Genomic DNA, 23,528 nt, shown 5'->3' on the forward strand with positions numbered 1-23,528 from the left:
CGGTCCCAGTCACCGGCCTCTCCCTGGTACCGTGTGAGGCGTACATCAGACGTCCTTTAAGGTCCGTCCCGTGAGGCGGAGAAGGAGGTCCTTTTCATGGACACTCAGCAGAACAACGATTCCACGCGCCCCGTACTCGAAGCGCAGGACATCGCGCGGGTCCTGACCCGTATCGCCCACGAGATCGTCGAACGCGCCAAGGGCGCCGACGACGTGGTGCTCCTCGGCATTCCCACCCGCGGTGTCTACCTCGCCCGCCGGCTGGCCGCCAAGCTCGAAGAGATCACCGGCACGAAGATCCCGGTCGGCTCCCTCGACATCACCATGTACCGCGACGACCTGCGGATGAAGCCCGCCCGCGCGATCGGCCGCACCGAGATCCCCGGCGACGACCTCGACGGCCGCCTCGTCGTCCTCGTCGACGACGTGCTCTTCTCCGGCCGCACCATCCGCGCCGCTCTCGACGCCCTCGGCGACCTCGGCCGCCCCCGCGCCGTGCAGCTCGCGGTCCTCGTCGACAGAGGCCACCGCGAACTGCCGATCCGCGCCGACTACGTCGGCAAGAACCTCCCCACGTCGCTGCGGGAGACCGTCAAGGTCCAGCTCCAGGAGGAGGACGGCCGTGACGCCGTGCTGCTCGGCCAGCGGACCGCCCAGGCAGCAGGTCAGTAGACCCTCCGGGTGACGGGCCCCGACCGGGGCCCGCGCCGAGGCCTGCCCTGCCCGCTCGCACCCCTGCAGTCAGCCCGCCTGCCCTCCCGACCTACGGAGCCATCCAGATGAAGCGCCACCTCATCTCGGCCGCCGACCTCACGCGCGACGACGCCGTCCTGATCCTCGACACCGCCGAGGAGATGGCCCGTGTCGCGGACCGGCCGATCAAGAAGCTGCCCACCCTGCGCGGCCTCACCGTCGTCAACCTCTTCTTCGAGGACTCGACCCGCACCCGGATCTCCTTCGAGGCGGCCGCCAAGCGGCTCTCCGCCGACGTCATCAACTTCTCCGCGAAGGGTTCCTCCGTTTCCAAGGGCGAATCCCTGAAGGACACCGCCCTGACCCTGGAGGCCATGGGCGCCGACGCGGTCGTCATCCGCCACCACGCCTCCGGCGCCCCCTACCGGCTCGCGACCTCCGGCTGGATCGAATCCGCCGTCGTCAACGCCGGCGACGGCACCCACGAGCACCCCACCCAGGCCCTGCTGGACGCCTTCACCATGCGCCGCCGCCTGGTCGGCCGCGACGCCGGCCTCGGCAAGGACCTGAACGGCCGCCGGATCACCATCGTCGGCGACATCCTGCACAGCCGCGTGGCCCGCTCCAACGTCCACCTGCTGCACACCCTCGGCGCCGAGGTCACCCTGGTGGCCCCGCCCACGCTCGTCCCGATCGGCGTCGAGACCTGGCCCTGCGAGGTCTCGTACAACCTCGACGAGGTGCTGCCGAAGTCCGATGCGGTGATGATGCTGCGTGTGCAGCGCGAACGCATGAACGCCGCCTTCTTCCCGACCGAGCGCGAGTACTCCCGCCGGTACGGCCTCGACGGCGACCGCATGGCGAAGATGCCCGAGCACGCCATCGTGATGCACCCCGGCCCGATGAACCGCGGCATGGAGATCACCGCCCAGGTCGCCGACTCCGACCGCTGCACGGCCGTCGAGCAGGTCGCCAACGGCGTCTCCACCCGGATGGCCGTCCTGTACCTGCTGCTCGGAGGCTCCGAGCCCGCCGTCACCACCACCCCCGCCGCCCCCGCCCGTACCGAGGAGAGCAAGTAACCATGAGCAAGATCCTTATCCGTGGTGCGAAGGTACTCGGCGGCGAGGCGCAGGACGTCCTGATCGACGGCGAGACCATCGCCGAGGTCGGCACCGGCCTGTCCGCCGAAGGCGCGACCGTCATCGAGGCCGAGGGCCGGATCCTCCTCCCCGGCCTCGTCGACCTGCACACCCACCTGCGCGAGCCCGGCCGCGAGGACTCCGAGACCGTCCTCACCGGCACCCGCGCCGCCGCCTCCGGCGGCTACACCGCCGTGTTCGCCATGGCGAACACCTTCCCGGTCGCCGACACCGCCGGCGTCGTCGAGCAGGTCTGGCGCCTGGGCAAGGAGTCCGGCTACTGCGACGTGCAGCCCATCGGCGCCGTCACCGTCGGCCTGGAGGGCAAGCAGCTCTCCGAGCTGGGCGCCATGCACGAGTCCGCCGCCCGCGTCACCGTCTTCTCCGACGACGGCAAGTGCGTGGACGACGCCGTGATCATGCGCCGCGCCCTGGAGTACGTGAAGGCCTTCGGCGGAGTCGTCGCCCAGCACGCCCAGGAGCCCCGCCTCACCGAGGGCGCCCAGATGAACGAGGGCATCGTCTCCGCGGAACTCGGTCTCGGCGGCTGGCCGGCCGTCGCCGAGGAGTCGATCATCGCCCGCGACGTCCTGCTCGCCGAGCACGTCGGCTCCCGCGTCCACATCTGCCACCTCTCCACCGCCGGATCCGTCGAGATCGTCCGCTGGGCCAAGTCCCGCGGCATCGACGTCACCGCCGAGGTCACCCCGCACCACCTCCTCCTCACCGAGGAGCTCGTGCGCTCGTACAACGCGGTCTACAAGGTCAACCCGCCGCTGCGCACCGAGCGCGACGTGCTGGCCCTGCGCGAGGCGCTCGCCGACGGCACGATCGACATCGTCGCCACCGACCACGCCCCGCACCCGCACGAGGACAAGGACTGCGAGTGGGCCGCCGCCGCCATGGGCATGGTCGGCCTGGAGACCGCGCTCTCCGTCGTCCAGCAGACGATGGTCGAGACCGGACTGCTCGACTGGGCGGGTGTCGCCGAGCGGATGAGCTTCGCTCCGGCGCGCATCGGCAGCCTGGAGAACCACGGCCGTCCCGTCTCGGCAGGTGAACCCGCGAACCTGACCTTGGTCGATACCTCGTACCGTGGTGTCGTGGACCCCGCACACTTCGCCTCCCGCAGCCGCAACACGCCTTACGAGGGCCGTGAGCTGCCGGGGCGCGTCACTCATACCTTCCTGCGGGGCCGGGCAACGGTCGTGGACGGGAAACTGGCGTGACACCTGCAGTAATCCAACTGGCCGCCGAGGCCGCCGAACGACAGTCGGCGGAGGTGACCAGCTTCGGTGCCCGCATGGCGTGGGTGATCGGCCTGGCCGTCTTCGTCGCGTTCGTCTACTGGCTGATGCGGCAGGGCTGGAAATGGCGCGGCGCTCTGCAGAACGATCTGCCGGAGCTGCCCGCCGCACCCGACGGTCTTCCCGAGCACCGGCTGGCCCTGACCGGCCGGTACCACGGGTCCACCACCGCCGGGCAGTGGCTCGACCGGATCGTCGCGCACGGTCTGGGCCTGCGCAGCCGGGTCGAGCTCACGCTCACCGACGCGGGCCTCGATGTGGTCCGACCGGGCGCAGGCGACTTCTTCGTACCGGCCGCGCAGCTGCGCGGCGCCCGCCTCGACAAGGGAATCGCGGGCAAGGTACTCACCGAGGGCGGTCTCCTCGTCGTCACCTGGGCGCACGGCGACAAGCTGATCGACTCCGGATTCCGCTCCGACCGCGCGGCCGAACACGCCGCCTGGGTCGAAGCCATCAATCTCATGAACTCATCCATCACGACGGAAGGCGCCGAACGATGACGACCTCCACCAGGGGAGCAGCCAAAGCTCCCGCCGTACTCGTCCTGGAGGACGGTCGGATCTTCCGCGGCCGCGCCTACGGCGCTGTGGGGGAGACCTTCGGCGAGGCCGTGTTCTCCACCGGCATGACCGGCTACCAGGAGACCCTCACCGACCCGTCGTACCACCGGCAGGTCGTCGTGATGACCGCCCCGCACGTGGGCAACACCGGCGTCAACGACGAGGACCCCGAGTCCTCCCGCATCTGGGTCGCCGGCTACGTCGTACGCGACCCCGCCCGCGTCCCCTCCAACTGGCGCTCCCGGCGCTCGCTGGACGAGGAGCTCGTCAAGCAGGGCGTCGTCGGCATCTCCGGCATCGACACCCGCGCCCTGACCCGCCACCTGCGCGAGCGCGGCGCCATGCGCGTCGGCATCTTCTCGGGCGAGGCCTGGGTCGGCATCCGCGACGAGGCCCTGCTGGCCAAGGTCCAGGCGCAGCCGCAGATGAAGGGCGCGAACCTCTCCGCCGAGGTCGCCACCAAGGAGACCTACGTCGTCCCCGCGATCGGCGAGAAGCGCTTCACCGTCGCCGCCGTCGACCTCGGCATCAAGGGCATGACCCCGCACCGGATGGCCGAGCGCGGCATCGAGGTGCACGTGCTGCCCGCCACCGCCACCGTCGAGGACGTCTACGCGGTGAACCCCGACGGCGTGTTCTTCTCCAACGGCCCGGGCGACCCGGCCACCGCCGACGGCCCCGTCGCCGTCATGCAGGGCGTGCTGGAGCGCAAGACCCCGCTCTTCGGCATCTGCTTCGGCAACCAGATCCTGGGCCGCGCGCTCGGCTTCGGCACCTACAAGCTGAAGTACGGCCACCGCGGCATCAACCAGCCCGTGCAGGACCGCACCACCGGCAAGGTCGAGATCACCGCGCACAACCACGGCTTCGCCGTCGACGCGCCCCTCGACAAGGTCACCGAGACCGCCTACGGCCGCGCCGAGGTCTCCCACGTCTGCCTGAACGACAACGTCGTCGAAGGCCTCCAGCTGCTCGACCAGCCGGCCTTCAGCGTCCAGTACCACCCCGAGGCGGCCGCCGGCCCGCACGACGCCGCGTACCTCTTCGACCGCTTCGTATCTCTGATGGAGGCCGAGCGTGCCTAAGCGCACCGATATCCAGTCCGTCCTGGTCATCGGCTCCGGCCCGATCGTCATCGGACAGGCCGCCGAGTTCGACTACTCCGGCACCCAGGCCTGCCGCATCCTCAAGGCCGAGGGCCTGCGGGTCATCCTGGTGAACTCCAACCCCGCGACGATCATGACCGACCCGGAGATCGCCGACGCCACGTACGTCGAGCCGATCACCCCCGAGTTCGTCGAGAAGATCATCGCCAAGGAGCGCCCCGACGCGCTCCTCCCGACCCTCGGCGGCCAGACCGCGCTCAACACCGCGATCTCCATGCACGAGCAGGGTGTGCTGGAGAAGTACGGCGTCGAGCTCATCGGCGCCAACGTCGAGGCCATCAACAAGGGCGAGGACCGCGAGCTCTTCAAGGGCGTCGTCGAGGCCGTCAAGGCCAAGATCGGATACGGCGAGTCCGCCCGCTCGGTCATCTGCCACTCGATGGACGACGTCATCAAGGGCGTCGACACCCTCGGCGGCTACCCCGTCGTCGTCCGTCCCTCCTTCACCATGGGCGGCGCCGGCTCCGGCTTCGCCCACGACGAGGACGAGCTGCGCCGCATCGCCGGCCAGGGCCTCACGCTCTCCCCGACCACCGAGGTGCTCCTGGAGGAGTCCATCCTCGGCTGGAAGGAGTACGAGCTGGAGCTGATGCGCGACACCAAGGACAACGTGGTCGTCGTCTGCTCCATCGAGAACTTCGACCCGATGGGCGTCCACACCGGTGACTCGATCACCGTCGCCCCGGCGATGACCCTGACCGACCGCGAGTACCAGCGGCTGCGCGACATCGGCATCGCGATCATCCGCGAGGTCGGCGTCGACACCGGCGGCTGCAACATCCAGTTCGCGATCGACCCGGCCGACGGCCGCGTCATCGTCATCGAGATGAACCCGCGCGTCTCCCGCTCCTCGGCGCTCGCGTCGAAGGCCACCGGCTTCCCGATCGCCAAGATCGCCGCCAAGCTGGCCATCGGCTACACGCTCGACGAGGTCCCCAACGACATCACCGAGAAGACCCCGGCCTCCTTCGAGCCGTCCCTCGACTACGTCGTCGTCAAGGCCCCGCGCTTCGCCTTCGAGAAGTTCCCGCTGGCCGACGCCACCCTCACCACCACCATGAAGTCGGTCGGCGAGGCCATGGCCATCGGCCGCAACTTCACCGAGGCCCTCCAGAAGGCCCTGCGCTCCCTGGAGAAGAAGGGCTCGCAGTTCACCTTCGTCGGCCCCACCGGCGACAAGGACGAGCTCCTCGCCACCGCGGTCCGCCCGACCGACGGCCGCATCAACACCGTCATGCAGGCCATCCGTGCCGGCGCCACCCAGGAAGAGGTCTTCGAGTTCACGAAGATCGACCCCTGGTTCGTCGACCAGCTCTTCCTCATCAAGGAGATCGCGGACGAGCTGACCGCCGCCGAGAAGCTCGGCCCCGAGCTGCTCGCCGAGGCCAAGCGCCACGGCTTCTCCGACGCCCAGATCGCCGAGATCCGCGGCCTGCGCGAGGACGTCGTCCGCGAGGTCCGGCACGCCCTCGGCGTCCGCCCGGTCTACAAGACGGTCGACACCTGCGCCGCCGAGTTCGCCGCGAAGACCCCGTACTTCTACTCCTCGTACGACGAGGAGTCCGAGGTCGCGCCCCGCACCAAGCCCGCGGTGATCATCCTGGGCTCCGGCCCGAACCGCATCGGCCAGGGCATCGAGTTCGACTACTCCTGCGTCCACGCCTCCTTCGCCCTCAGCGACGCCGGCTACGAGACCGTGATGGTCAACTGCAACCCGGAGACCGTCTCCACCGACTACGACACCTCCGACCGCCTGTACTTCGAGCCGCTGACGCTCGAGGACGTGCTGGAGATCGTCCACGCCGAGTCGCTGGCCGGCCCCATCGCCGGTGTCGTCGTCCAGCTCGGCGGCCAGACCCCCCTCGGTCTCGCCCAGGCCCTCAAGGACAACGGCGTCCCCGTCGTCGGCACCTCCCCGGAGGCCATCCACGCCGCCGAGGACCGCGGCGCCTTCGGCCAGGTCCTCGCCGACGCCGGCCTGCCGGCCCCCAAGCACGGCACCGCCACCACCTTCGCGGGTGCGAAGGCGATCGCCGACGAGATCGGCTACCCGGTCCTGGTCCGCCCGTCCTACGTGCTCGGCGGCCGCGGCATGGAGATCGTCTACGACGAGGCCCGCCTTGAGTCGTACATCGCCGAGTCCACCGAGATCTCCCCGACCCGCCCCGTGCTGGTCGACCGCTTCCTCGACGACGCGATCGAGATCGACGTCGACGCCCTCTACGACGGCCACGAGCTCTACCTCGGCGGCGTCATGGAGCACATCGAGGAAGCCGGCATCCACTCCGGCGACTCGGCCTGCGCCCTGCCCCCGATCACCCTCGGCGGCTACGACATCAAGCGCCTGCGCGCCTCCACCGAGGCGATCGCCAAGGGCGTCGGCGTCCGCGGCCTGATCAACATCCAGTTCGCGATGGCCGGGGACATCCTCTACGTCCTGGAGGCCAACCCGCGCGCCTCCCGGACCGTCCCCTTCACCTCGAAGGCCACCGCCGTCCCGCTCGCGAAGGCCGCCGCCCGCATCTCGCTCGGCACCACCATCGCCGAGCTGCGCGAGGAGGGCCTGCTGCCGAAGACCGGCGACGGCGGCACCCTGCCGATCGACGCGCCGATCTCCGTCAAGGAGGCCGTCATGCCGTGGTCGCGCTTCCGCGACATCCACGGCCGCGGCGTGGACACCGTCCTCGGCCCCGAGATGCGCTCCACCGGCGAGGTCATGGGCATCGACGCCGTCTTCGGCACCGCCTACGCCAAGTCGCAGGCCGGCGCCTACGGCCCGCTGCCCACCAAGGGCCGCGCCTTCATCTCCGTGGCCAACCGCGACAAGCGCTCGATGATCTTCCCGGCGCGCGAGCTCGTCGCCCACGGCTTCGAGCTGATGGCCACCTCCGGCACCGCCGAGGTGCTGCGCCGCAACGGCATCAACGCCACCGTGGTGCGCAAGCTCAGCGAGGGCGAGGGCCCGAACGGCGAGAAGACCATCGTCCAGCTGATCCACGACGGCCAGGTCGACCTGATCGTCAACACCCCGTACGGCACCGGCGGCCGCCTCGACGGCTACGAGATCCGTACGGCGGCCGTGGCCCGCAGCGTCCCCTGCCTGACCACGGTCCAGGCGCTCGCCGCCGCCGTCCAGGGCATCGACGCGCTCAACCGCGGCGACGTGGGCGTCCGCTCCCTCCAGGAGCACGCGGAGCACCTGACCGCCGCCCGCGACTGACGCAGGCCCGTACAGCCCGGACACGGGGAGGGGGACACCGGTTTCACGACGGGTGTCCCCCTCTTCACGAGCGCAGAGGGATTTTCCGACGATGTACAAAACGTTCTTCAACCTGGTCTTCAAGCGGATGGACCCGGAGCAGGCCCACTACCTGGCCTTCCGCTGGATCCGCCTCGCCGCCCGCACCCCCGTGCTGCGCACCTTCGTCGCGGCCGCCCTGGCCCCGCGCTACGAGGAGCTCCGCACCGAGGCCCTCGGCCTGCGCATGCACGGCCCCTTCGGCCTCGCCGCCGGCTTCGACAAGAACGCCGTCGCCATCGACGGCATGTCGATGCTCGGCTTCGACCACATCGAGATCGGCACGGTCACGGCCGAGCCGCAGCCCGGCAACCCGAAGAAGCGGCTCTTCCGCCTCGTGGCGGACCGCGCGCTGATCAACCGCATGGGCTTCAACAACGAGGGCTCGGCGGCCGTGGCGGCCCGCCTGGCAGCCCGTGAGGCCGTCTTCAGGACCGTCGTCGGCGTCAACATCGGCAAGACGAAGGTCGTGCCCGAGGAAGAGGCCGTGGGGGACTACGTCGCCTCCACCGAGCGCCTCGCCCGGCACGCCGACTACCTCGTGGTGAACGTCTCCTCCCCGAACACCCCGGGCCTGCGCAACCTCCAGGCCACCGAGTCGCTGCGCCCGCTGCTGACGGCCGTACGCGAAGCCGCCGACCGCACGGTGACCGACCGCCGGGTGCCGCTGCTGGTCAAGATCGCCCCCGACCTGGCGGACGAGGACGTCGACGCGGTCGCCGACCTGGCCCTGGAGCTGGGCCTGGACGGCATCATCGCGACGAACACCACCATCGCCCGCGAGGGGCTCGGCCTGAAGTCCTCCCCGTCCCTGGTGAAGGAGACCGGCGGGCTCTCCGGCGCCCCGGTCAAGGAGCGCTCGCTGGCGGTCCTGCGCCGCCTGTACGCCCGCGTGGGGGACCGCCTGGTCCTGGTGGGGGTCGGCGGCATCGAGAACGCCGAGGACGCCTGGCAGCGGATCCTGGCCGGCGCCACGCTGATCCAGGGCTACAGCGCCTTCATCTACGAGGGCCCGTTCTACGCCCGCGCCATCCACAAGGGCCTTGCCGCGCGCCTGGCCAACAGCCCGTACGCGACGCTCGCCGAAGCGGTGGGCGCCGAGACCCGAAAGGCCACCAAGTGACTGTGACCCCGTTCGGCACCCGCCTGCGCGCGGCGATGGACTCCCGCGGCCCGCTGTGCGTCGGCATCGACCCGCACGCCGCCCTGCTGGCGCAGTGGGGCCTGCAGGACGACATCGCGGGCCTGGAGCGGTTCTCCCGTACGGTCGTCGAGGCGCTCGCCGAGTCGGTGGCGGTCTTCAAGCCCCAGGCGGCCTTCTTCGAGCGGTTCGGTTCGAAGGGCGTGGCCGTCCTGGAGCGGGCCGTGGCGGATGCCCGGGCGGCCGGGACGCTGGTCGTCATGGACGCGAAGCGCGGGGACATCGGCTCGACCATGGCGGCGTACGCCTCGGCCTTCCTGGACCCTGCCTCGCCGCTGTTCTCGGACGCGCTGACGGTCTCCCCGTACCTGGGCTACGGCTCGCTGAAGCCGGCCGTCGACCTGGCCCGGGAGTCGGGCGCGGGCCTGTTCGTCCTGGCACTGACCTCGAACCCGGAGGGCGCCGAGGTCCAGCGGGCGGTCCGCGAGGACGGCCGGACGATCGGCGCGACGATGCTGGCGCACCTGGCGGCGGAGAACGCGGACGCCACCCCCATGGGCTCCTTCGGCGCGGTGGTCGGTGCCACGCTGGGCGATCTGTCCTCCTTCGACCTGGACATCAACGGGCCGCTGCTGGCCCCCGGCATCGGCGCGCAGGGCGCGACGGCGGCGGACCTGCCGGGCGTCTTCGGCAAGGCCGTGCGCAACGTGGTCCCGAACGTCTCGCGGGGGGTCCTGAAGCACGGTCCGGACGTGAGCGCCCTGCGCGACGCGGCGCGGCGCTTCGCCGACGAGATCCACGAGGCCGTCACCGCGTAATCGCCTCACCCGGGACGCCCTGCCGCACCTCCGCGGCAGGGCCTCTCGCATTTCTTGGCGAAACTCGAACGCTCTTCATCGGACAAAACCGGGGTATTTTGTCCGTGATGTACGGTTCAGTGGAGGCTGACCAGGACTTTTCGTCCGTTCTCGCTGACTGGAGCGTTGTTGGCCGCTAGTCTCCGACCAGAGTGAACGTGCAGCGAACGCGTTTCGATCGCTGTTCGGGAGCTCGCCAGGTGTGGTGCCTTCGGGCTGCCCACCGGTCCGTATCCGACAGTTCGACATCCGAGGTGACGTAGGCGTGGCTCTTCCGCCCCTTACCCCTGAACAGCGCGCAGCCGCGCTCGAAAAGGCCGCCGCGGCTCGCCGGGAGCGGGCCGAGGTCAAGAATCGACTCAAGCACTCCGGTGCCTCGCTCCAAGAGGTCATCAAGACGGGCCAGGAGAACGACGTCATCGGCAAGATGAAGGTCTCCGCCCTGCTGGAGTCTCTGCCTGGCGTGGGCAAGGTGCGCGCCAAGCAGATCATGGAGCGTCTCGGCATCTCCGAGTCCCGGCGTGTCCGAGGTCTCGGTTCCAACCAGATCGCCTCTCTGGAGCGCGAGTTCGGCAGCACCGGCGCCTGAGGCGTCGCCTGAAGTTCTCCCGGCGTTCTCAGGCAGTCCTGAGAACCTGGATAATCGCTCTATGGCAGCAGAGGTTCGTCCGCGGCTGACCGTGCTCTCCGGCCCTTCAGGGGTCGGCAAGAGCACGGTCGTCGCGCATATGCGCAAGGTTCACCCCGAGGTATGGCTCTCGGTGTCGGCCACCACCCGCAAGCCGCGGCCCGGTGAGCGACACGGAGTCCACTACTTCTTCGTCAATGACGACGAGTTCGACAAGCTGATCGCCAACGGCGAGCTGCTGGAGTGGGCCGAGTTCGCGGGCAACCGCTACGGCACCCCCCGCGGCGCGGTGCTGGAACGCCTGGACAACGGCGAGCCGGTACTGCTGGAGATCGATCTCCAGGGCGCACGGCTCGTCCGCGAGTCCAAGCCCGACGCCCAGCTGGTCTTCCTGGCCCCGCCGAGCTGGGACGAGCTGGTCCGCCGGCTGACCGGCCGGGGCACCGAATCGGCGGAGGTCATCGAGCGCCGGCTCGCGGCCGCCAAGATCGAACTCGCTGCCGAATCCGAGTTCGACACCACCCTGGTCAACACCTCCGTCGAGGACGTGGCCCGTGAGCTGCTAGCCTTGATGGCAGTTGTCTGATCGTTGATCGATGTTTTTGATTCGGTCGATTCCAGGACGGCCCCATCTTTCACCCATCTTCGGAAGGTAGAGCGTGTCCTCTTCCATCACTGCGCCCGAGGGCATCATCAACCCGCCGATCGACGAGCTGCTCGAGGCTACGGACTCGAAGTACAGCCTCGTGATCTACGCGGCCAAGCGCGCGCGTCAGATCAACGCGTACTACTCGCAGCTCGGTGAGGGCCTGCTCGAGTACGTCGGCCCGCTGGTGGACACCCACGTCCACGAGAAGCCGCTTTCGATCGCGCTGCGCGAGATCAACGCGGGTCTGCTGACCTCCGAGGCCATCGAGGCCCCGGCCCAGTAAGGCACCAGAAGTCCTTTCACCACAGGCCCGGCAGAACATCTGCCGGGCCTGTGGTGTGTCATGGGTGGGTACGACGACGATCAGAGCCGAACGCGTCGCAGCCGTCGAAGGGAAGTACGTGGTGGACAAGCCGAAGGTCGTACTGGGAGTCAGCGGCGGGATCGCCGCCTACAAGGCGTGCGAGCTGCTGCGCCGGCTGACCGAGTCCGGCCACGACGTGCGGGTGGTGCCCACCGCGGCCTCCCTGAACTTCGTGGGGGAGGCGACCTGGTCCGCCCTCTCCGGGAACCCGGCCTCCAGCGAGGTCTGGGAATCCGTCCACGAGGTGCCCCACGTGCGCATCGGGCAGTCCGCCGACCTCGTCGTCGTCGCCCCCGCCACGGCGGACATGCTGGCCAAGGCCGCCCACGGGCTCGCCGACGACCTGCTCACGAACACCCTGCTCACCGCCCGCTGCCCGGTGGTCTTCGCCCCGGCCATGCACACCGAGATGTGGGAGCACCCCGCCACCCAGGAGAACGTGGCCACGCTGCGCCGGCGCGGCGCCCTCGTCATCGAGCCCGCCGTCGGCCGGCTGACCGGCAAGGACACCGGCAAGGGCCGGCTGCCCGACCCCGAGGAGATCTACGAGGTCTGCCGCAGGGTCCTGGCCCGCGGGGTGGCCGAGCCCGACCTCGCCGGGCGGCACGTGGTGATCAGCGCGGGCGGCACGCGGGAGCCGCTGGACCCGGTCCGCTTCCTCGGCAACCGCTCCTCCGGCAAGCAGGGCTACGCCCTCGCGCGTACCGCCGTCGCCCGCGGCGCCCGGGTCACCCTGGTGTCGGCCAACACCGCGCTGGCCGACCCGGCCGGGGTGGACGTCGTACGGGTGGGGACGGCCGTGCAGCTGCGGGAGGCCGTGCTCAAGGCCGCCGCGGACGCCGACGCCGTGGTGATGGCAGCGGCCGTGGCCGACTTCCGGCCCGCCGCATACGCGGGCGGAAAGATCAAGAAGAAGGACGGGCAGGAGCCGGCGCCGGTGGCGCTCGTGCGGAATCCGGACGTTCTCGCGGAGATCTCGGCCGATCGTGCCAGGGCCGGTCAGGTGGTCGTGGGATTCGCCGCCGAGACCGACGACGTCCTCGCGAACGGCCGCGCCAAGCTCGCCCGGAAGGGCTGTGATCTTCTCGTCGTGAACGAGGTCGGAGAGGCCCGAACCTTTGGTTCTGAGGAGAATGAAGCGGTCATCCTGGCCTCCGATGGCTCTGAGACGCAGGTGCCCCATGGTCCGAAGGAGGCTCTGGCCGAGGTGATTTGGGACCAGGTGGCGGCCCGGCTCTAGTCGCGACGCGCCTGGGCCGTTTCCCCTTCTCCAGGTCACTTCCGTGGGTAAGAATGGGAGTGCCGCAGGTCACACGGCTCCCATAAGGCGAGACGGGTGGCCCAGGAAACGGTGGCGACCGATAAACTGCATCCGGAACGTGATCGGGCGCAGCCCCCGATGTGGTTCCGCCAAATGATCAGCCAGCAGCCGCTGCAACCCCAGGGAGCGTTGTGTCCCGTCGTCTGTTCACCTCGGAGTCCGTCACCGAGGGCCACCCCGACAAGATCGCTGACCAGATCAGCGACACGATCCTCGACGCGCTCCTCACCGAGGACCCGACCTCGCGCGTCGCCGTGGAGACCTTGATCACCACGGGTCTCGTGCACATCGCGGGAGAGGTGACGACGAAGGCGTACGCGCCGATCGCGCAGCTCGTCCGGGACAAGATCCTCGAGATCGGCTACGACTCCTCCAAGAAGGGCTTCGACGGCGCCTCCTGCGGCGTGTCGGTGTCCATCGGCGCCCAGTCCCCGGACATCGCGCAGGGCGTCGACACCGCCTACGAGAAGCGCGTGGAGGGCGACGAGGACGAGCTCGACAAGCAGGGCGCCGGCGACCAGGGCCTGATGTTCGGCTACGCCTGCGACGAGACCCCCGAGCTCATGCCGCTGCCGATCCACATCGCGCACCGGCTGTCCCGCCGCCTGTCCGAGGTCCGCAAGAACGGGACCATCCCGTACCTGCGCCCCGACGGCAAGACCCAGGTCACCATCGAGTACGACGGCGACAAGGCCGTGCGCCTGGACACCGTCGTGGTCTCCTCGCAGCACGCCTCGGACATCGACCTCGACTCGCTGCTCGCGCCCGACATCCGCGAGTTCGTCGTCGAGCACGTCCTGGCCCAGCTCGTCGAGGACGGCATCAAGCTCGACACCGAGGGCTACCGCCTCCTGGTGAACCCGACCGGCCGCTTCGAGATCGGCGGCCCGATGGGCGACGCCGGCCTCACCGGCCGCAAGATCATCATCGACACCTACGGCGGCATGGCTCGCCACGGTGGCGGCGCCTTCTCCGGCAAGGACCCGTCGAAGGTCGACCGCTCCGCCGCCTACGCCATGCGCTGGGTCGCCAAGAACGTGGTCGCCGCAGGCCTCGCCTCGCGCTGCGAGGTGCAGGTCGCGTACGCCATCGGCAAGGCCGAGCCCGTCGGTCTCTTCGTCGAGACCTTCGGCACCGCCAAGGTGGAGGTCCAGAAGATCGAGGACGCGATCGGCGAGGTCTTCGACCTGCGCCCGGCCGCGATCATCCGCGACCTGGACCTGCTGCGCCCGATCTACGCCCAGACCGCCGCCTACGGTCACTTCGGCCGTGAGCTGCCGGACTTCACCTGGGAGCGCACCGACCGCGTGGACGCGCTGCGCACGGCCGCCGGCCTGTAGGGCCTGGCCCCCTCGTCCCCGGACGATCGCCGAACGGCCCCGGACCAGCTGGTCCGGGGCCGTTCGCATGCCGTGCCTGTCAGTGGACTTTGGTAAGAATGCTGATGTGAGCAGCGCGAATGAGTCCCCGCCGGAGCAGCTCGCGCTGATCCGGGACATGGTCGCCGAGGCGAAGGCCAAGGCGCCCAAGGCGAAGCCGCGCACCTGGCGCGGGGCCGCCCTCGCCGCCGAGCTGCCCGTCGCCCGGATCCTCGTGAACAAGGGCGTGCTCCACCTCGACCAGCTCTGGGACTACGCCGTCCCCGAGGAGCTCTCCGAGGCCGCCCAGCCCGGCGTCCGCGTCCGCGTCCGGTTCGGCGCCGGCTCCCACCACGTGCGCGGCGGCCGCCGCGAGGGCGGCGGCCTCATCGACGGCTTCATCGTGGAGCGCCGCGCCGAGTCCGACTACGACGGCGCACTGGCCGCCCTCGCCCACGTGGTCTCGCCCGAGGTGGTCCTCAGCCCCCGCATGCTCGCGCTCGCCCGGGCCGTCGCCGACCGGTACGCGGGCAGCCTCGCCGACGTGCTCCAGCTCGCCCTGCCCGCGCGGAGCGCCCGCGCCGAGGCCAAGCCCTCACCGGAACCCCTGCCGCCACCCCCGGCCCCCGAGCCCGCCGGCTGGGAGCGGTACGGCGCCGGGCCCGCCTTCCTGCGCGCCCTCGCCACCGGCGGCGCCCCGCGCGCCGTGTGGACCGCCCTGCCCGGCCCCGGCTGGGCCGACGAACTCGCCCGCGCCATGGCCGCCACCCTGGCCTCCGGGCGCGGGGCCCTCGCCGTGCTCCCCGACGGGCGGACCGCCGCCCGCGTCGACGCCGCCCTGACCGCCCTGCTCGGCGAGGGCCGGCACGCGCTGCTGACCGCCGAGTCGGGGCCCGAGAAGCGCTACCGCCAATGGCTGGCGGTCCACCGGGGCTCCGTGCGGGCCGTCATCGGCACCCGGGCAGCGATGTTCGCACCCGTACGGGACCTCGGGCTGGTCGCCGTCTGGGACGACGGCGACTCCAGCCACAGCGACGACAACGCCCCCTTCCCGCACGTCCGGGAGGTACTGGAACTGCGCGCCGTCAACGACGGCTGCGGCTTCCTCGCGGGCAGCACTAGCTGCACCGTGGAGGCCGCCCAGCTGGTCGAGTCCGGCTGGGCCAGGCCCCTGATCGCCGACCGCGAGACCGTACGGGCCTGCGCGCCCCGGATCCGGACCGTCGGGGACGAGCTGCTCGCCCGCGACGAGGCCGCCCGGGCCGCGCGCCTGCCGAGCCTGGCCTGGGAGACCGTACGGGAAGGGCTGAAGACCGGGCCCGTACTCGTGCAGGTACCGCGGCGGGGCTACGTGCCCCGGCTGGCGTGCGAGCGGTGCCGCACCCCCGCCCGCTGCACGGTCTGCGCGGGACCGCTGGAGGCCCCCGACGAGCGGGACCTGAGGTGCGGGTGGTGCGGGCGGGGCGAGCCGTCCTGGCACTGCGAGGAATGCGGATCGTTCCGGCTGCGGGCCCAGGTGGTCGGCGCGCGGCGCACCGCCGAGGAACTGGGACGCGCCTTCCCTGCCGTGGCCGTACGGACCTCCGGACGCGACCACGTCCTCGACGAGGTGCCGGACCGGCCCGCCCTGGTGGTGTGCACCCCGGGCGCCGAACCGGTGGCCGCCGGAGCCGGGTACGCGGCCGCGCTCCTGCTCGACGGCTGGGCCATGCTGACCCGGCCGGACCTGCGGGCCGGCGAGGACGCGCTGCGGCGGTGGATCGCCGCCGCCTCCCTGGTCCGGGGCGACGGCCAGGTCGTGGTGGTCGCCGAGCCGACGCTGCGGCCCGTCCAGGCGCTCGTCCGGTGGGACCCGGTGGGCCATGCCGTACGGGAGCTCGCGGAGCGGTCCCAGCTCGGCTTCCCCCCGGTCTCCCGGATGGCGGCGGTGGCCGGCCGGGGCGAGGCCGTGGAGGCCTTCCTGGCCGGAGCCGGGCTGCCGCCCGACGCCGAGATCCTGGGGCCGGTGCCGCTCCCGGGGCGGCGCGGCGAGCCGTCCCCCGGGGAGCGGGCGCTGGTCCGGGTCCCGCCGGGCAGCGGAGCCGCCCTGGCGGCCGCCCTGAAGTCGGCGCAGGCGGCCCGGCTGGCGAAGGGGGTCCCGGCGGCGGACGCCGTCCGGGTCCGGATCGACCCACTCGACATCGGCTGACGCCGACGCGCCGACGCGGTGCGCACAACGCCGCCGACGCGGTGCGCCCAACGCCGTCACCGCACGCCGAAACCCCCGGCGGGGGCGACCGTACGGTGCCCCCACCGGGGGTGGACTCAGGCGCGGCGAGCAGGCGCGGCCGGCCGTCGGGGGTCGGCGTCCCGGCGGCAGGACGTCCCTCAGCCGTTACGCGGACCGGGGAAGGCGGGGGAGCGGGGCGCCTCTGCGAGCCCCCGCCCGGCAACACCCCCGGCGGCGGCCGCCTGGGCCTCCTCGCGCACCGGCTGCGGCGGCATCGAGCGGGCCGCCGGGACGGTCGGCAGCGGCCCCAGGGTCCGGGTGGTCGTCCCCTCGGTCGGCGGCTCCGCGGACTCGGCGGACTGGGCCCGCCGGGCCCCGTAGCGGCGGTGCACGGCCTGCTTGGTGACACCGAGCGCCGAACCGACCGCGTCCCACGAGAAACCGAGCGAGCGGTCGAAGTCCACCGCCGCGGTGACCAGCGTCTCGACGCTGTCCCGCAGCTCCTGCGCGAGGCGGACGGTCGGCGCGGGCGCCCGGCCGTAGACGACGAAGCCGGTGGAGGGACCCGACCGGCGGGGGCGGTACACGTTGCCGAGCTGGGCGGTGAGCGTACGCAGGGCATCCACCTGCCGGCGAACCCGCTCGATGTCCCGTACCAGGAGGTGCAGGCTGGCCCGGGCTTGCGCGTCGTGGGTGGCGTGGTCGGCCATGAAGAAGCCTCTCGAACCGGTGCTGAAGGGCGGATCGGGCCGCAGACACCGTTCACGCGCGGCCCGTTTCGGTCAATCTCTCTTGACAACGCGCCACCCGTCGCCCAGGTCACGCTGTGGGGGCGTGTCGGCATATGCGAGAGGCGCGCGCCTGTGCGTACGCCCCCTCAACACCACAGGTGGGCGGCCCGACCCGCGCCCCATAGACTGGTGCGCTGCTGACAGCCGAGATAGCGAGGTAGTCCCCAGTGAAGCTCGTCTTCGCAGGCACCCCCGAGGTCGCCGTACCCGCCCTGGACGCCCTGATCGCCTCCGGGCGGCACGAGGTCGCCGCCGTCATCACCCGGCCCGACGCACCGGCCGGCCGCGGCCGCCGCCTCGTCGCCAGCCCGGTCGCCGAACGCGCCGAGGAAGCGGGCATCGAGGTGCTCAAGCCCGTCCGCCCCCGCGACCCCGACTTCCAGGCCCGGCTGCGCGAGATCGACCCGGACTGCTGCCCGGTCGTCGCCTACGGCGCACTGATCCCCAAGAGCGCCCTCGACATCCCCCGGCACGGCTGGGTCAACCTGCACTTCTCGCTGCTGCCCGCATGGCGCGGAGCCGCGCCCGTCCAGCAGTCGATCATCGCGGGGGACCAGGTCACCGGCGCCTCCACCTTCCGCATCGAGGAAGGCCTGGACACCGGCCCGGTCTACGGCATCCTCACCGAGGAGATCCGGCCCACCGACACCAGCGGCGACCTGCTCACCCGGCTCGCCTTCGCCGGGTCCGGACTGCTCGCCGCCACCATGGACGGCATCGAGGACGGCACCCTGCGCGCCGTCGAACAGCCCCACGACGGAATCTCCCACGCGCCCAAGATCACCGTGGAGGACGCCCGGATCGACTGGACCGCTCCCGCGATGCGCGCCGACCGCGTGGTGCGCGGCTGCACGCCCGCCCCGGGCGCGTGGACCGTCTTCCGCGGCGAACGCCTCAAGCTGATCTCGCTGGGCCTGGTGCCCGACCGCACGGACCTGGAACCGGGCGAGCTGTCCCCCGCCAAGAACAACGTGTACGCCGGCACCGGCTCGCATGCCGTGGAGCTGCTGTGGGTGCAGCCGCAGGGCAAGAAGCCGATGCGGGCCGCCGACTGGGCGCGCGGGGTACGGATCGCTCCCGGAGAGCGGCTCGGCGGAGCCGACGTAGGCTGATCGGTGGGGACGACGCCCGAGCGCGGACGTCCCCACGCACCACGCGCACTACGCGCACCACGTGCAGGATCCGCAGGACCCGCAGGACCGGCACCACTCGTAACACCTGTAGCACTCGCAGCACTCGTAACCCCGGAGCACCTTTCACGTGAGCGAACAGCCCCGTCAGCCCCGACGCAAGCCTGCCCCCGCAGGCGCGGGCGGCAAGCAGGCCAAGCCCCACCGCCGGCCCAAGAAGGATCCCGTCCGGATGCTGGCCTTCGAGGTGCTGCGGGCGGTGGACGAGCGCGACGCCTACGCCAACCTCGTGCTGCCGCCGCTGCTCAAGAAGGCCCGCCAGGACGAGACCTTCCAGGCGCGCGACGCGGCACTGGCCACCGAGCTGGTCTACGGGACACTGCGCCGCCAGGGCACCTACGACGCCGTCATCAAGGCGTGCATCGACCGCCCGCTGCGCGAGGTCGACCCGCCGGTGCTGGACGTGCTCTCGCTCGGTGCCCACCAGCTGCTCGGCACCCGCATCCCCACGCACGCAGCGGTCTCGGCGAGCGTGGAACTGGCCCGGGTGGTGCTCGGGGACGGACGCGCCAAGTTCGTGAACGCCGTCCTGCGGAAGATCGCCGCCCACGACCTGGACGGCTGGCTGGAGCGCGTCGCCCCGCCCTACGAGGACGACGCCGAGGAACACCTCGCGGTGTACCACTCGCACCCCAGGTGGGTCGTCAGCGCCCTGTGGGACTCGCTGGGCGGCGGGCGCGCGGGCATCGAGGACCTGCTGGAGGCCGACAACGAACGGCCCGAGGTGACCCTGGTGGCCCGCCCGGGCCGGTCCACGCCGGAGGAACTGCTGGAGGCCGTCGGCGAGGACTCGGCACTGCCGGGCCGCTGGTCGCCGTACGCCGTCCGGATGGCCGAGGGCGGCGAACCGGGCGCGCTGGAGGCGGTCCGCGAGGGCCGCGCGGGCGTGCAGGACGAGGGAAGCCAGCTGGTGGCCATGGCCCTCGCGGCCGCACCCGTCGAGGGCCGCGACGAGCGGTGGCTCGACGGCTGTGCGGGCCCGGGCGGCAAGGCGGCGCTGCTCGCGGCGCTCGCGGCGCAGCGCGGGGCGTTCCTGCTGGCCTCGGAGAAGCAGCCGCACCGGGCCCGGCTCGTGGGGCGCTCGCTCGCGGGCAATCCGGGCCCGTACCAGGTCATCGCCGCCGACGGCACCCGTCCGGCCTGGCTGCCGGGGTCCTTCGACCGCGTCCTTATGGACGTCCCCTGCTCGGGCCTGGGCGCGCTTCGCCGCCGCCCGGAGGCCCGCTGGCGCCGCCGCCCCGAGGACCTGGAGGGCTTCGGGCCGCTCCAGCGCGGGCTGCTGCGCGAGGCGCTCTCGGCGGTGCGGGTGGGCGGCATCGTCGGCTACGCGACGTGCTCGCCGCACCTGGCGGAGACCCGGGTCGTCGTGGACGACGTACTGAAGGGCCGCGGCGCGGGCCAGTCGCCGGTGTCCGCGGAACTGATCGACGCACGGCCCTTCATGTCGGGCGTCCCGGCCCTGGGCGACGGCCCGGACGTCCAGCTGTGGCCCCACCTGCACGGCACGGACGCGATGTACCTGGCGCTGCTGAGGCGGACGGCGTAGCCGAGCCGGCTGCGGCTCCGTGACGGGCCCCGGTGGTGCGGCGGGGGCCGGGGACGGCCGGAGCCGGGCGGGTGGGGTCGGGGAGGTGGGGCGGGGGCTTCGGCGGGCGGGATCTGCTGGGGCGGGGTCAGGGTGGGGTATGGGGGTTTCCCGTCAGTCCCATCGTCCCTCCGTGTCGGGCCGGTCCCTCAAGGGCGCTCCTTCGTCGCGTCACTGCGTGATGTCGCTGCGCTCCACCCTTGACCGACCGTCCCGCCCCGGAGAAACGAAAGACTGCCGGGAAGCCCCCAGAGGAACGGGCCGGGTGTTCAAGGATCAGGGCGGGGCGGTCAGAGATGCCCATGGAGATCCCGGCCGGCACGACCAAGAGACGGGGCCCATCACAGACCAGCATCCGTGTCGGGGGAGCGCGCCCGATCGCTACGCGCTCCTCACGTCTCAGCGTCCGACGACCGTCTGGGGCTGGACATAGGCCGCCCCAGATCGCTACGCGCTTCTCCACGACCGCGACCGGCGCCCGTCAGCCGCTGATGAGAGCCGCTGAGAGGTGCGGACGGCCGGCAGCTCGGCTATTCCGTCGTAGAACCGGGCCAGCGCGAGCATCACCCCACAACCTCACACCCAAACAGGGGTAATTGGGGCAAACTGTCAACTCTTCCGCCCACCCCCGTGCGCTGACCCGCATCCACGACGACATGGCCGCTGTCCAGCCCGTTTTCACCCCAGCCGGCCGACAGACGCCTCCCAGGAGGAGCGCCTGTGGGGTGTGGGCGGCCTATGTCCAGCCCAGGACGGTCGTCGGACGCTGAGAGATGAGGAGCGCGTAGCGATCGGGTGCGCTTCCCCCGACACGGGCCCTGGTCTCGATGGGCCCCGCCTCTTGATCGTGGCTCTTCGCGCCCGACAGGGCAGCACATCTCTGGCCGCCCCGTCCCTGAAAAGGAACTCCCGGCCCGTTCCTTTGGGGGCTTCCCGGCAGTCTTTCGTTTCTCCGGGGCGGGACGGTCGGTCAAGGGTGGCCGAAGGCCATCGCGAAGCGACGCGACGAAGGAGCGCCCTTGAGGGACCGGCCCGACACGGAGGGACGATGGGACTGACGGGAAACCCCCATACCCATCCCTGATACCGATCGAGCAGATCCCGACTACCCGAGCCCCCGCCCCGCCTTCCCGGCCCCGCCCGGCCGGCTCCCGTACCTCGGAGCCTCCGCCCGGCCGGCTCCCGCACCTCGAAGCCCCGGCCCGGCCGGATCCCGCCCCCCGGGGCCGCTCCCGCACCATCCGGCCCCGGCTGTACCGTGCCCGGTCGTCCCGTCCCGTCCCGCGTGGGGCGACTTGCGGGGTCGTGGCCGGAACCCGGTGGGGGCATGGCAGGCTTGGGGCATGGCCGCTCAGATTTATCCCAGCATCCTGTCCGCCGACTTCGCCCGACTCGCCGAGGAGGCGAAGGCCGTCGAGGGAGCCGACTGGCTGCATGTCGATGTCATGGACAATCACTTCGTCCCGAACCTGACCCTCGGTATGCCGATCGTGGAATCCCTGAGCAGGGCCACGGACATCCCGCTGGATCTTCACCTGATGATCGAGGACCCGGACCGCTGGGCCCCCCAGTACGTGGAGGCCGGCGCGGGCTCGGTCACCTTCCACGCCGAGGCCGCCGCCGCGCCCGTGCGGCTCGCGCGGGAGATCCGGGCCAAGGGGGCGCGCGCGTCGATGGCGCTCAAGCCCGCGACGCCGATCGAACAGTACGAGGACATCCTTCCCGAGCTCGACATGCTGCTGATCATGACGGTCGAGCCCGGGTTCGGCGGCCAGCCCTTTCTCGACATCATGCTCCCGAAGATCCGCCGTACCCGGGAGCTGATCGCCAAGCACGGTCTGGAGCTGTGGCTCCAGGTCGACGGCGGGGTGTCCGCCTCGACCATCGAACGCTGTGCCGAGGCCGGCGCCGACGTCTTCGTGGCGGGCAGCGCGGTCTACGGAGCGGTCGATCCCGCCACCGCCGTGCGCACGCTGCGTGAGCAGGCGGGTGCGGCGATCGCAGCCGCGCCGTGGGCTTGCGACCACTGAACCAAGGGTTGATGAACAGCTCGGTGAACGGGAGCTGTCCAGGCTGATCAACGGCCGTCGGATCTGACAGGATGAACGGCGAGTCGAGAGTGTGAACAGCAGTGAGGAGAACGCGGTGTCTGCAATGTCGGCGGGACGGTCAGCCCTGCGGATGGGACCCGCGGAGCTGGTGCAGGCGGCGGCCATGGCGCGCCGCTTCTACCTGGAGGGCAAGTCCAAGATCCAGATCGCCGAGGAGTTCGGCGTGAGCCGCTTCAAGGTGGCCCGGGTCCTGGAGACCGCCCTCGAACGTGACCTCGTACGGATCGAGATCCGGGTACCGGCCGAGCTCGATGCCGAGCGGTCGGACGCGCTCAGGGCCCGGTACGGGCTCCGGCACGCCGTCGTCGTGGAGTCGCCCGCCGACGCCACCGAGGACGCGCCCGACCCGGAGAACCTGGGCGCGGTCGCCGCCGATCTGCTGGGCGAGCTGGTCAACGAAGGCGACGTACTGGGCCTGGCGTGGGGGCGGTCGACCATTCACATGGCCGCCTCCCTGCACCGGCTGCCGCAGTGCACCGTGGTGCAGCTGACCGGCGTGTACGACGCGGGGACGGCCGAGCGCGGTTCGGTCGAGGCCGTACGCCGGGCCGCCCAGGTCTCGGGCGGTGACGCGCACCCGATCTACGCGCCGATGCTGCTGCCCGATCCGGCGACCGCGGCCGCGCTGCGCAGCCAGACGGGGATCGCGCGTGCCTTCGAGTACTTCGACAAGGTGACGGTCGCGGCCGTGTCGATCGGCTCGTGGGAGCCGGGCATCTCGACGGTGCACGACATGCTGACCGACGAGGAGCGGGAGCACTACGCCTCGCTGGGCGTGGCGGCCGAGATGTCCGCGCACCTGTTCGACTCCGAGGGGCGTCGTGTGGGCCGGGACCTCGGCGAGCGGTGCATCACCGTGGAGGCGGACCGGCTGCGGCGGATTCCCGAGGTCGTGGCGATCGCGGGCGGGCTGCGCAAGGCCTCCGCGATCGGGGCCGTGCTGAGGTCGGGGCTGGTGACCAGTCTCGTCACGGATACGGCGGTCGCCGACTACCTCCTCACCGAATCGGCCCCAGGGCTGCGGCCGGCGTTGGACCGGGCCGACCCGGACGACTGATGCGGTCTGACCGGGCATGACGGGCCGTGGCGGCCGCTGCTGCCGCCATCGGTGCGGATGGTGCTGGAATTGAGATCCGAACGGCGGACCGCGCGGCGGCC

General features: G+C 71.6%; 19 protein-coding genes. 18 read left to right on the forward strand and 1 reads right to left on the reverse strand.

The window, feature by feature from the left end:
- The first annotated feature begins 96 nt into the window (after positions 1-96).
- The 14 genes from pyrR to ACFY0D_RS22575 all read left to right on the forward strand — a co-directional run bounded on the left by pyrR (position 97) and on the right by ACFY0D_RS22575 (position 16,672).
- Entirely contained in the window at positions 97-672 is a 576-nt protein-coding gene (gene pyrR / locus ACFY0D_RS22510; protein ID WP_390799856.1) for a bifunctional pyr operon transcriptional regulator/uracil phosphoribosyltransferase PyrR, read from the forward strand.
- Positions 673-779: 107 nt separating this feature from the next.
- The gene (locus tag ACFY0D_RS22515) at positions 780-1,775 is read left to right on the forward strand and encodes an aspartate carbamoyltransferase catalytic subunit (protein WP_390799857.1); all 996 of its coding nucleotides are present in this window, start codon (positions 780-782) and stop codon (positions 1,773-1,775) included.
- Between the two features lie 2 nt (positions 1,776-1,777).
- Positions 1,778-3,064, forward strand: coding sequence for a dihydroorotase (locus ACFY0D_RS22520; protein WP_351154751.1), 1,287 nt, complete (start codon positions 1,778-1,780; stop codon positions 3,062-3,064).
- The gene (locus tag ACFY0D_RS22525) at positions 3,061-3,642 is read left to right on the forward strand and encodes a hypothetical protein (RefSeq protein ID WP_252308997.1); all 582 of its coding nucleotides are present in this window, start codon (positions 3,061-3,063) and stop codon (positions 3,640-3,642) included. The genes ACFY0D_RS22520 and ACFY0D_RS22525 overlap by 4 nt, the downstream gene beginning before the upstream one ends.
- Positions 3,639-4,787, forward strand: a complete 1,149-nt coding sequence (gene carA / locus ACFY0D_RS22530) for a glutamine-hydrolyzing carbamoyl-phosphate synthase small subunit (protein WP_390799858.1) — start codon at positions 3,639-3,641, stop codon at positions 4,785-4,787. Before ACFY0D_RS22525 ends, carA begins: the two co-directional genes overlap by 4 nt.
- Positions 4,780-8,088, forward strand: a complete 3,309-nt coding sequence (carB, locus tag ACFY0D_RS22535) for a carbamoyl-phosphate synthase large subunit (protein ID WP_390799859.1) — start codon at positions 4,780-4,782, stop codon at positions 8,086-8,088. The genes carA and carB overlap by 8 nt, the downstream gene beginning before the upstream one ends.
- Before the next feature lie 91 nt (positions 8,089-8,179).
- On the forward strand, positions 8,180-9,289 hold the full coding sequence (locus ACFY0D_RS22540) for a quinone-dependent dihydroorotate dehydrogenase (RefSeq protein ID WP_390799860.1): 1,110 nt from the start codon (positions 8,180-8,182) through the stop codon (positions 9,287-9,289).
- Positions 9,286-10,125 (forward strand): orotidine-5'-phosphate decarboxylase, encoded by an 840-nt coding sequence (gene pyrF, locus ACFY0D_RS22545; protein ID WP_356790501.1) that lies wholly within the window; start codon positions 9,286-9,288, stop codon positions 10,123-10,125. Before ACFY0D_RS22540 ends, pyrF begins: the two co-directional genes overlap by 4 nt.
- 304 nt (positions 10,126-10,429) lie before the next feature.
- Entirely contained in the window at positions 10,430-10,753 is a 324-nt protein-coding gene (locus ACFY0D_RS22550) for an integration host factor (protein WP_030008746.1), read from the forward strand.
- Positions 10,754-10,814: 61 nt separating this feature from the next.
- Positions 10,815-11,378 (forward strand): guanylate kinase, encoded by a 564-nt coding sequence (gene gmk / locus ACFY0D_RS22555; protein ID WP_030008745.1) that lies wholly within the window; start codon positions 10,815-10,817, stop codon positions 11,376-11,378.
- 73 nt (positions 11,379-11,451) lie between these two features.
- Positions 11,452-11,724, forward strand: coding sequence for a DNA-directed RNA polymerase subunit omega (rpoZ, locus tag ACFY0D_RS22560; RefSeq protein WP_004948662.1), 273 nt, complete (start codon positions 11,452-11,454; stop codon positions 11,722-11,724).
- Between the two features lie 121 nt (positions 11,725-11,845).
- Positions 11,846-13,045, forward strand: coding sequence for a bifunctional phosphopantothenoylcysteine decarboxylase/phosphopantothenate--cysteine ligase CoaBC (coaBC, locus tag ACFY0D_RS22565; RefSeq protein WP_390799910.1), 1,200 nt, complete (start codon positions 11,846-11,848; stop codon positions 13,043-13,045).
- Between the two features lie 212 nt (positions 13,046-13,257).
- The gene (gene metK, locus ACFY0D_RS22570; protein ID WP_030841517.1) at positions 13,258-14,466 is read left to right on the forward strand and encodes a methionine adenosyltransferase; all 1,209 of its coding nucleotides are present in this window, start codon (positions 13,258-13,260) and stop codon (positions 14,464-14,466) included.
- Positions 14,467-14,533: 67 nt separating this feature from the next.
- A complete protein-coding gene (locus ACFY0D_RS22575; RefSeq protein ID WP_390799861.1) occupies positions 14,534-16,672 on the forward strand; it encodes a primosomal protein N' in 2,139 nt (712 codons plus the stop codon).
- 179 nt (positions 16,673-16,851) lie between these two features.
- On the opposite strand, the gene ACFY0D_RS22580 is transcribed toward ACFY0D_RS22575, so the two are convergent.
- On the reverse strand, positions 16,852-17,403 hold the full coding sequence (locus ACFY0D_RS22580) for a hypothetical protein (protein ID WP_390799862.1): 552 nt from the start codon (positions 17,401-17,403) through the stop codon (positions 16,852-16,854).
- Between the two features lie 248 nt (positions 17,404-17,651).
- On the opposite strand from ACFY0D_RS22580, the gene fmt reads away from it, so the two are divergent.
- From fmt to ACFY0D_RS22600, 4 genes are all read left to right on the forward strand, one after another.
- Positions 17,652-18,596, forward strand: a complete 945-nt coding sequence (gene fmt, locus ACFY0D_RS22585; RefSeq protein WP_390799863.1) for a methionyl-tRNA formyltransferase — start codon at positions 17,652-17,654, stop codon at positions 18,594-18,596.
- A gap of 148 nt (positions 18,597-18,744) precedes the next feature.
- On the forward strand, positions 18,745-20,220 hold the full coding sequence (locus ACFY0D_RS22590; protein WP_390799864.1) for an RsmB/NOP family class I SAM-dependent RNA methyltransferase: 1,476 nt from the start codon (positions 18,745-18,747) through the stop codon (positions 20,218-20,220).
- A 1,382-nt stretch (positions 20,221-21,602) separates the two neighbouring features.
- Positions 21,603-22,289 carry a ribulose-phosphate 3-epimerase gene (gene rpe / locus ACFY0D_RS22595; protein WP_150256558.1) on the forward strand — a complete coding sequence of 229 codons (687 nt, stop codon included), beginning with the start codon at positions 21,603-21,605 and terminating at the stop codon, positions 22,287-22,289.
- Positions 22,290-22,413: 124 nt separating this feature from the next.
- Positions 22,414-23,427, forward strand: a complete 1,014-nt coding sequence (locus tag ACFY0D_RS22600; protein WP_030729529.1) for a sugar-binding transcriptional regulator — start codon at positions 22,414-22,416, stop codon at positions 23,425-23,427.
- Positions 23,428-23,528: the final 101 nt, after the last annotated feature.

The sequence above is a fragment of the Streptomyces sp. NPDC001502 genome (assembly GCF_042894785.1).
In the GTDB taxonomy this organism is placed as follows: Bacteria; Actinomycetota; Actinomycetes; order Streptomycetales; family Streptomycetaceae; genus Streptomyces; species Streptomyces kutzneri.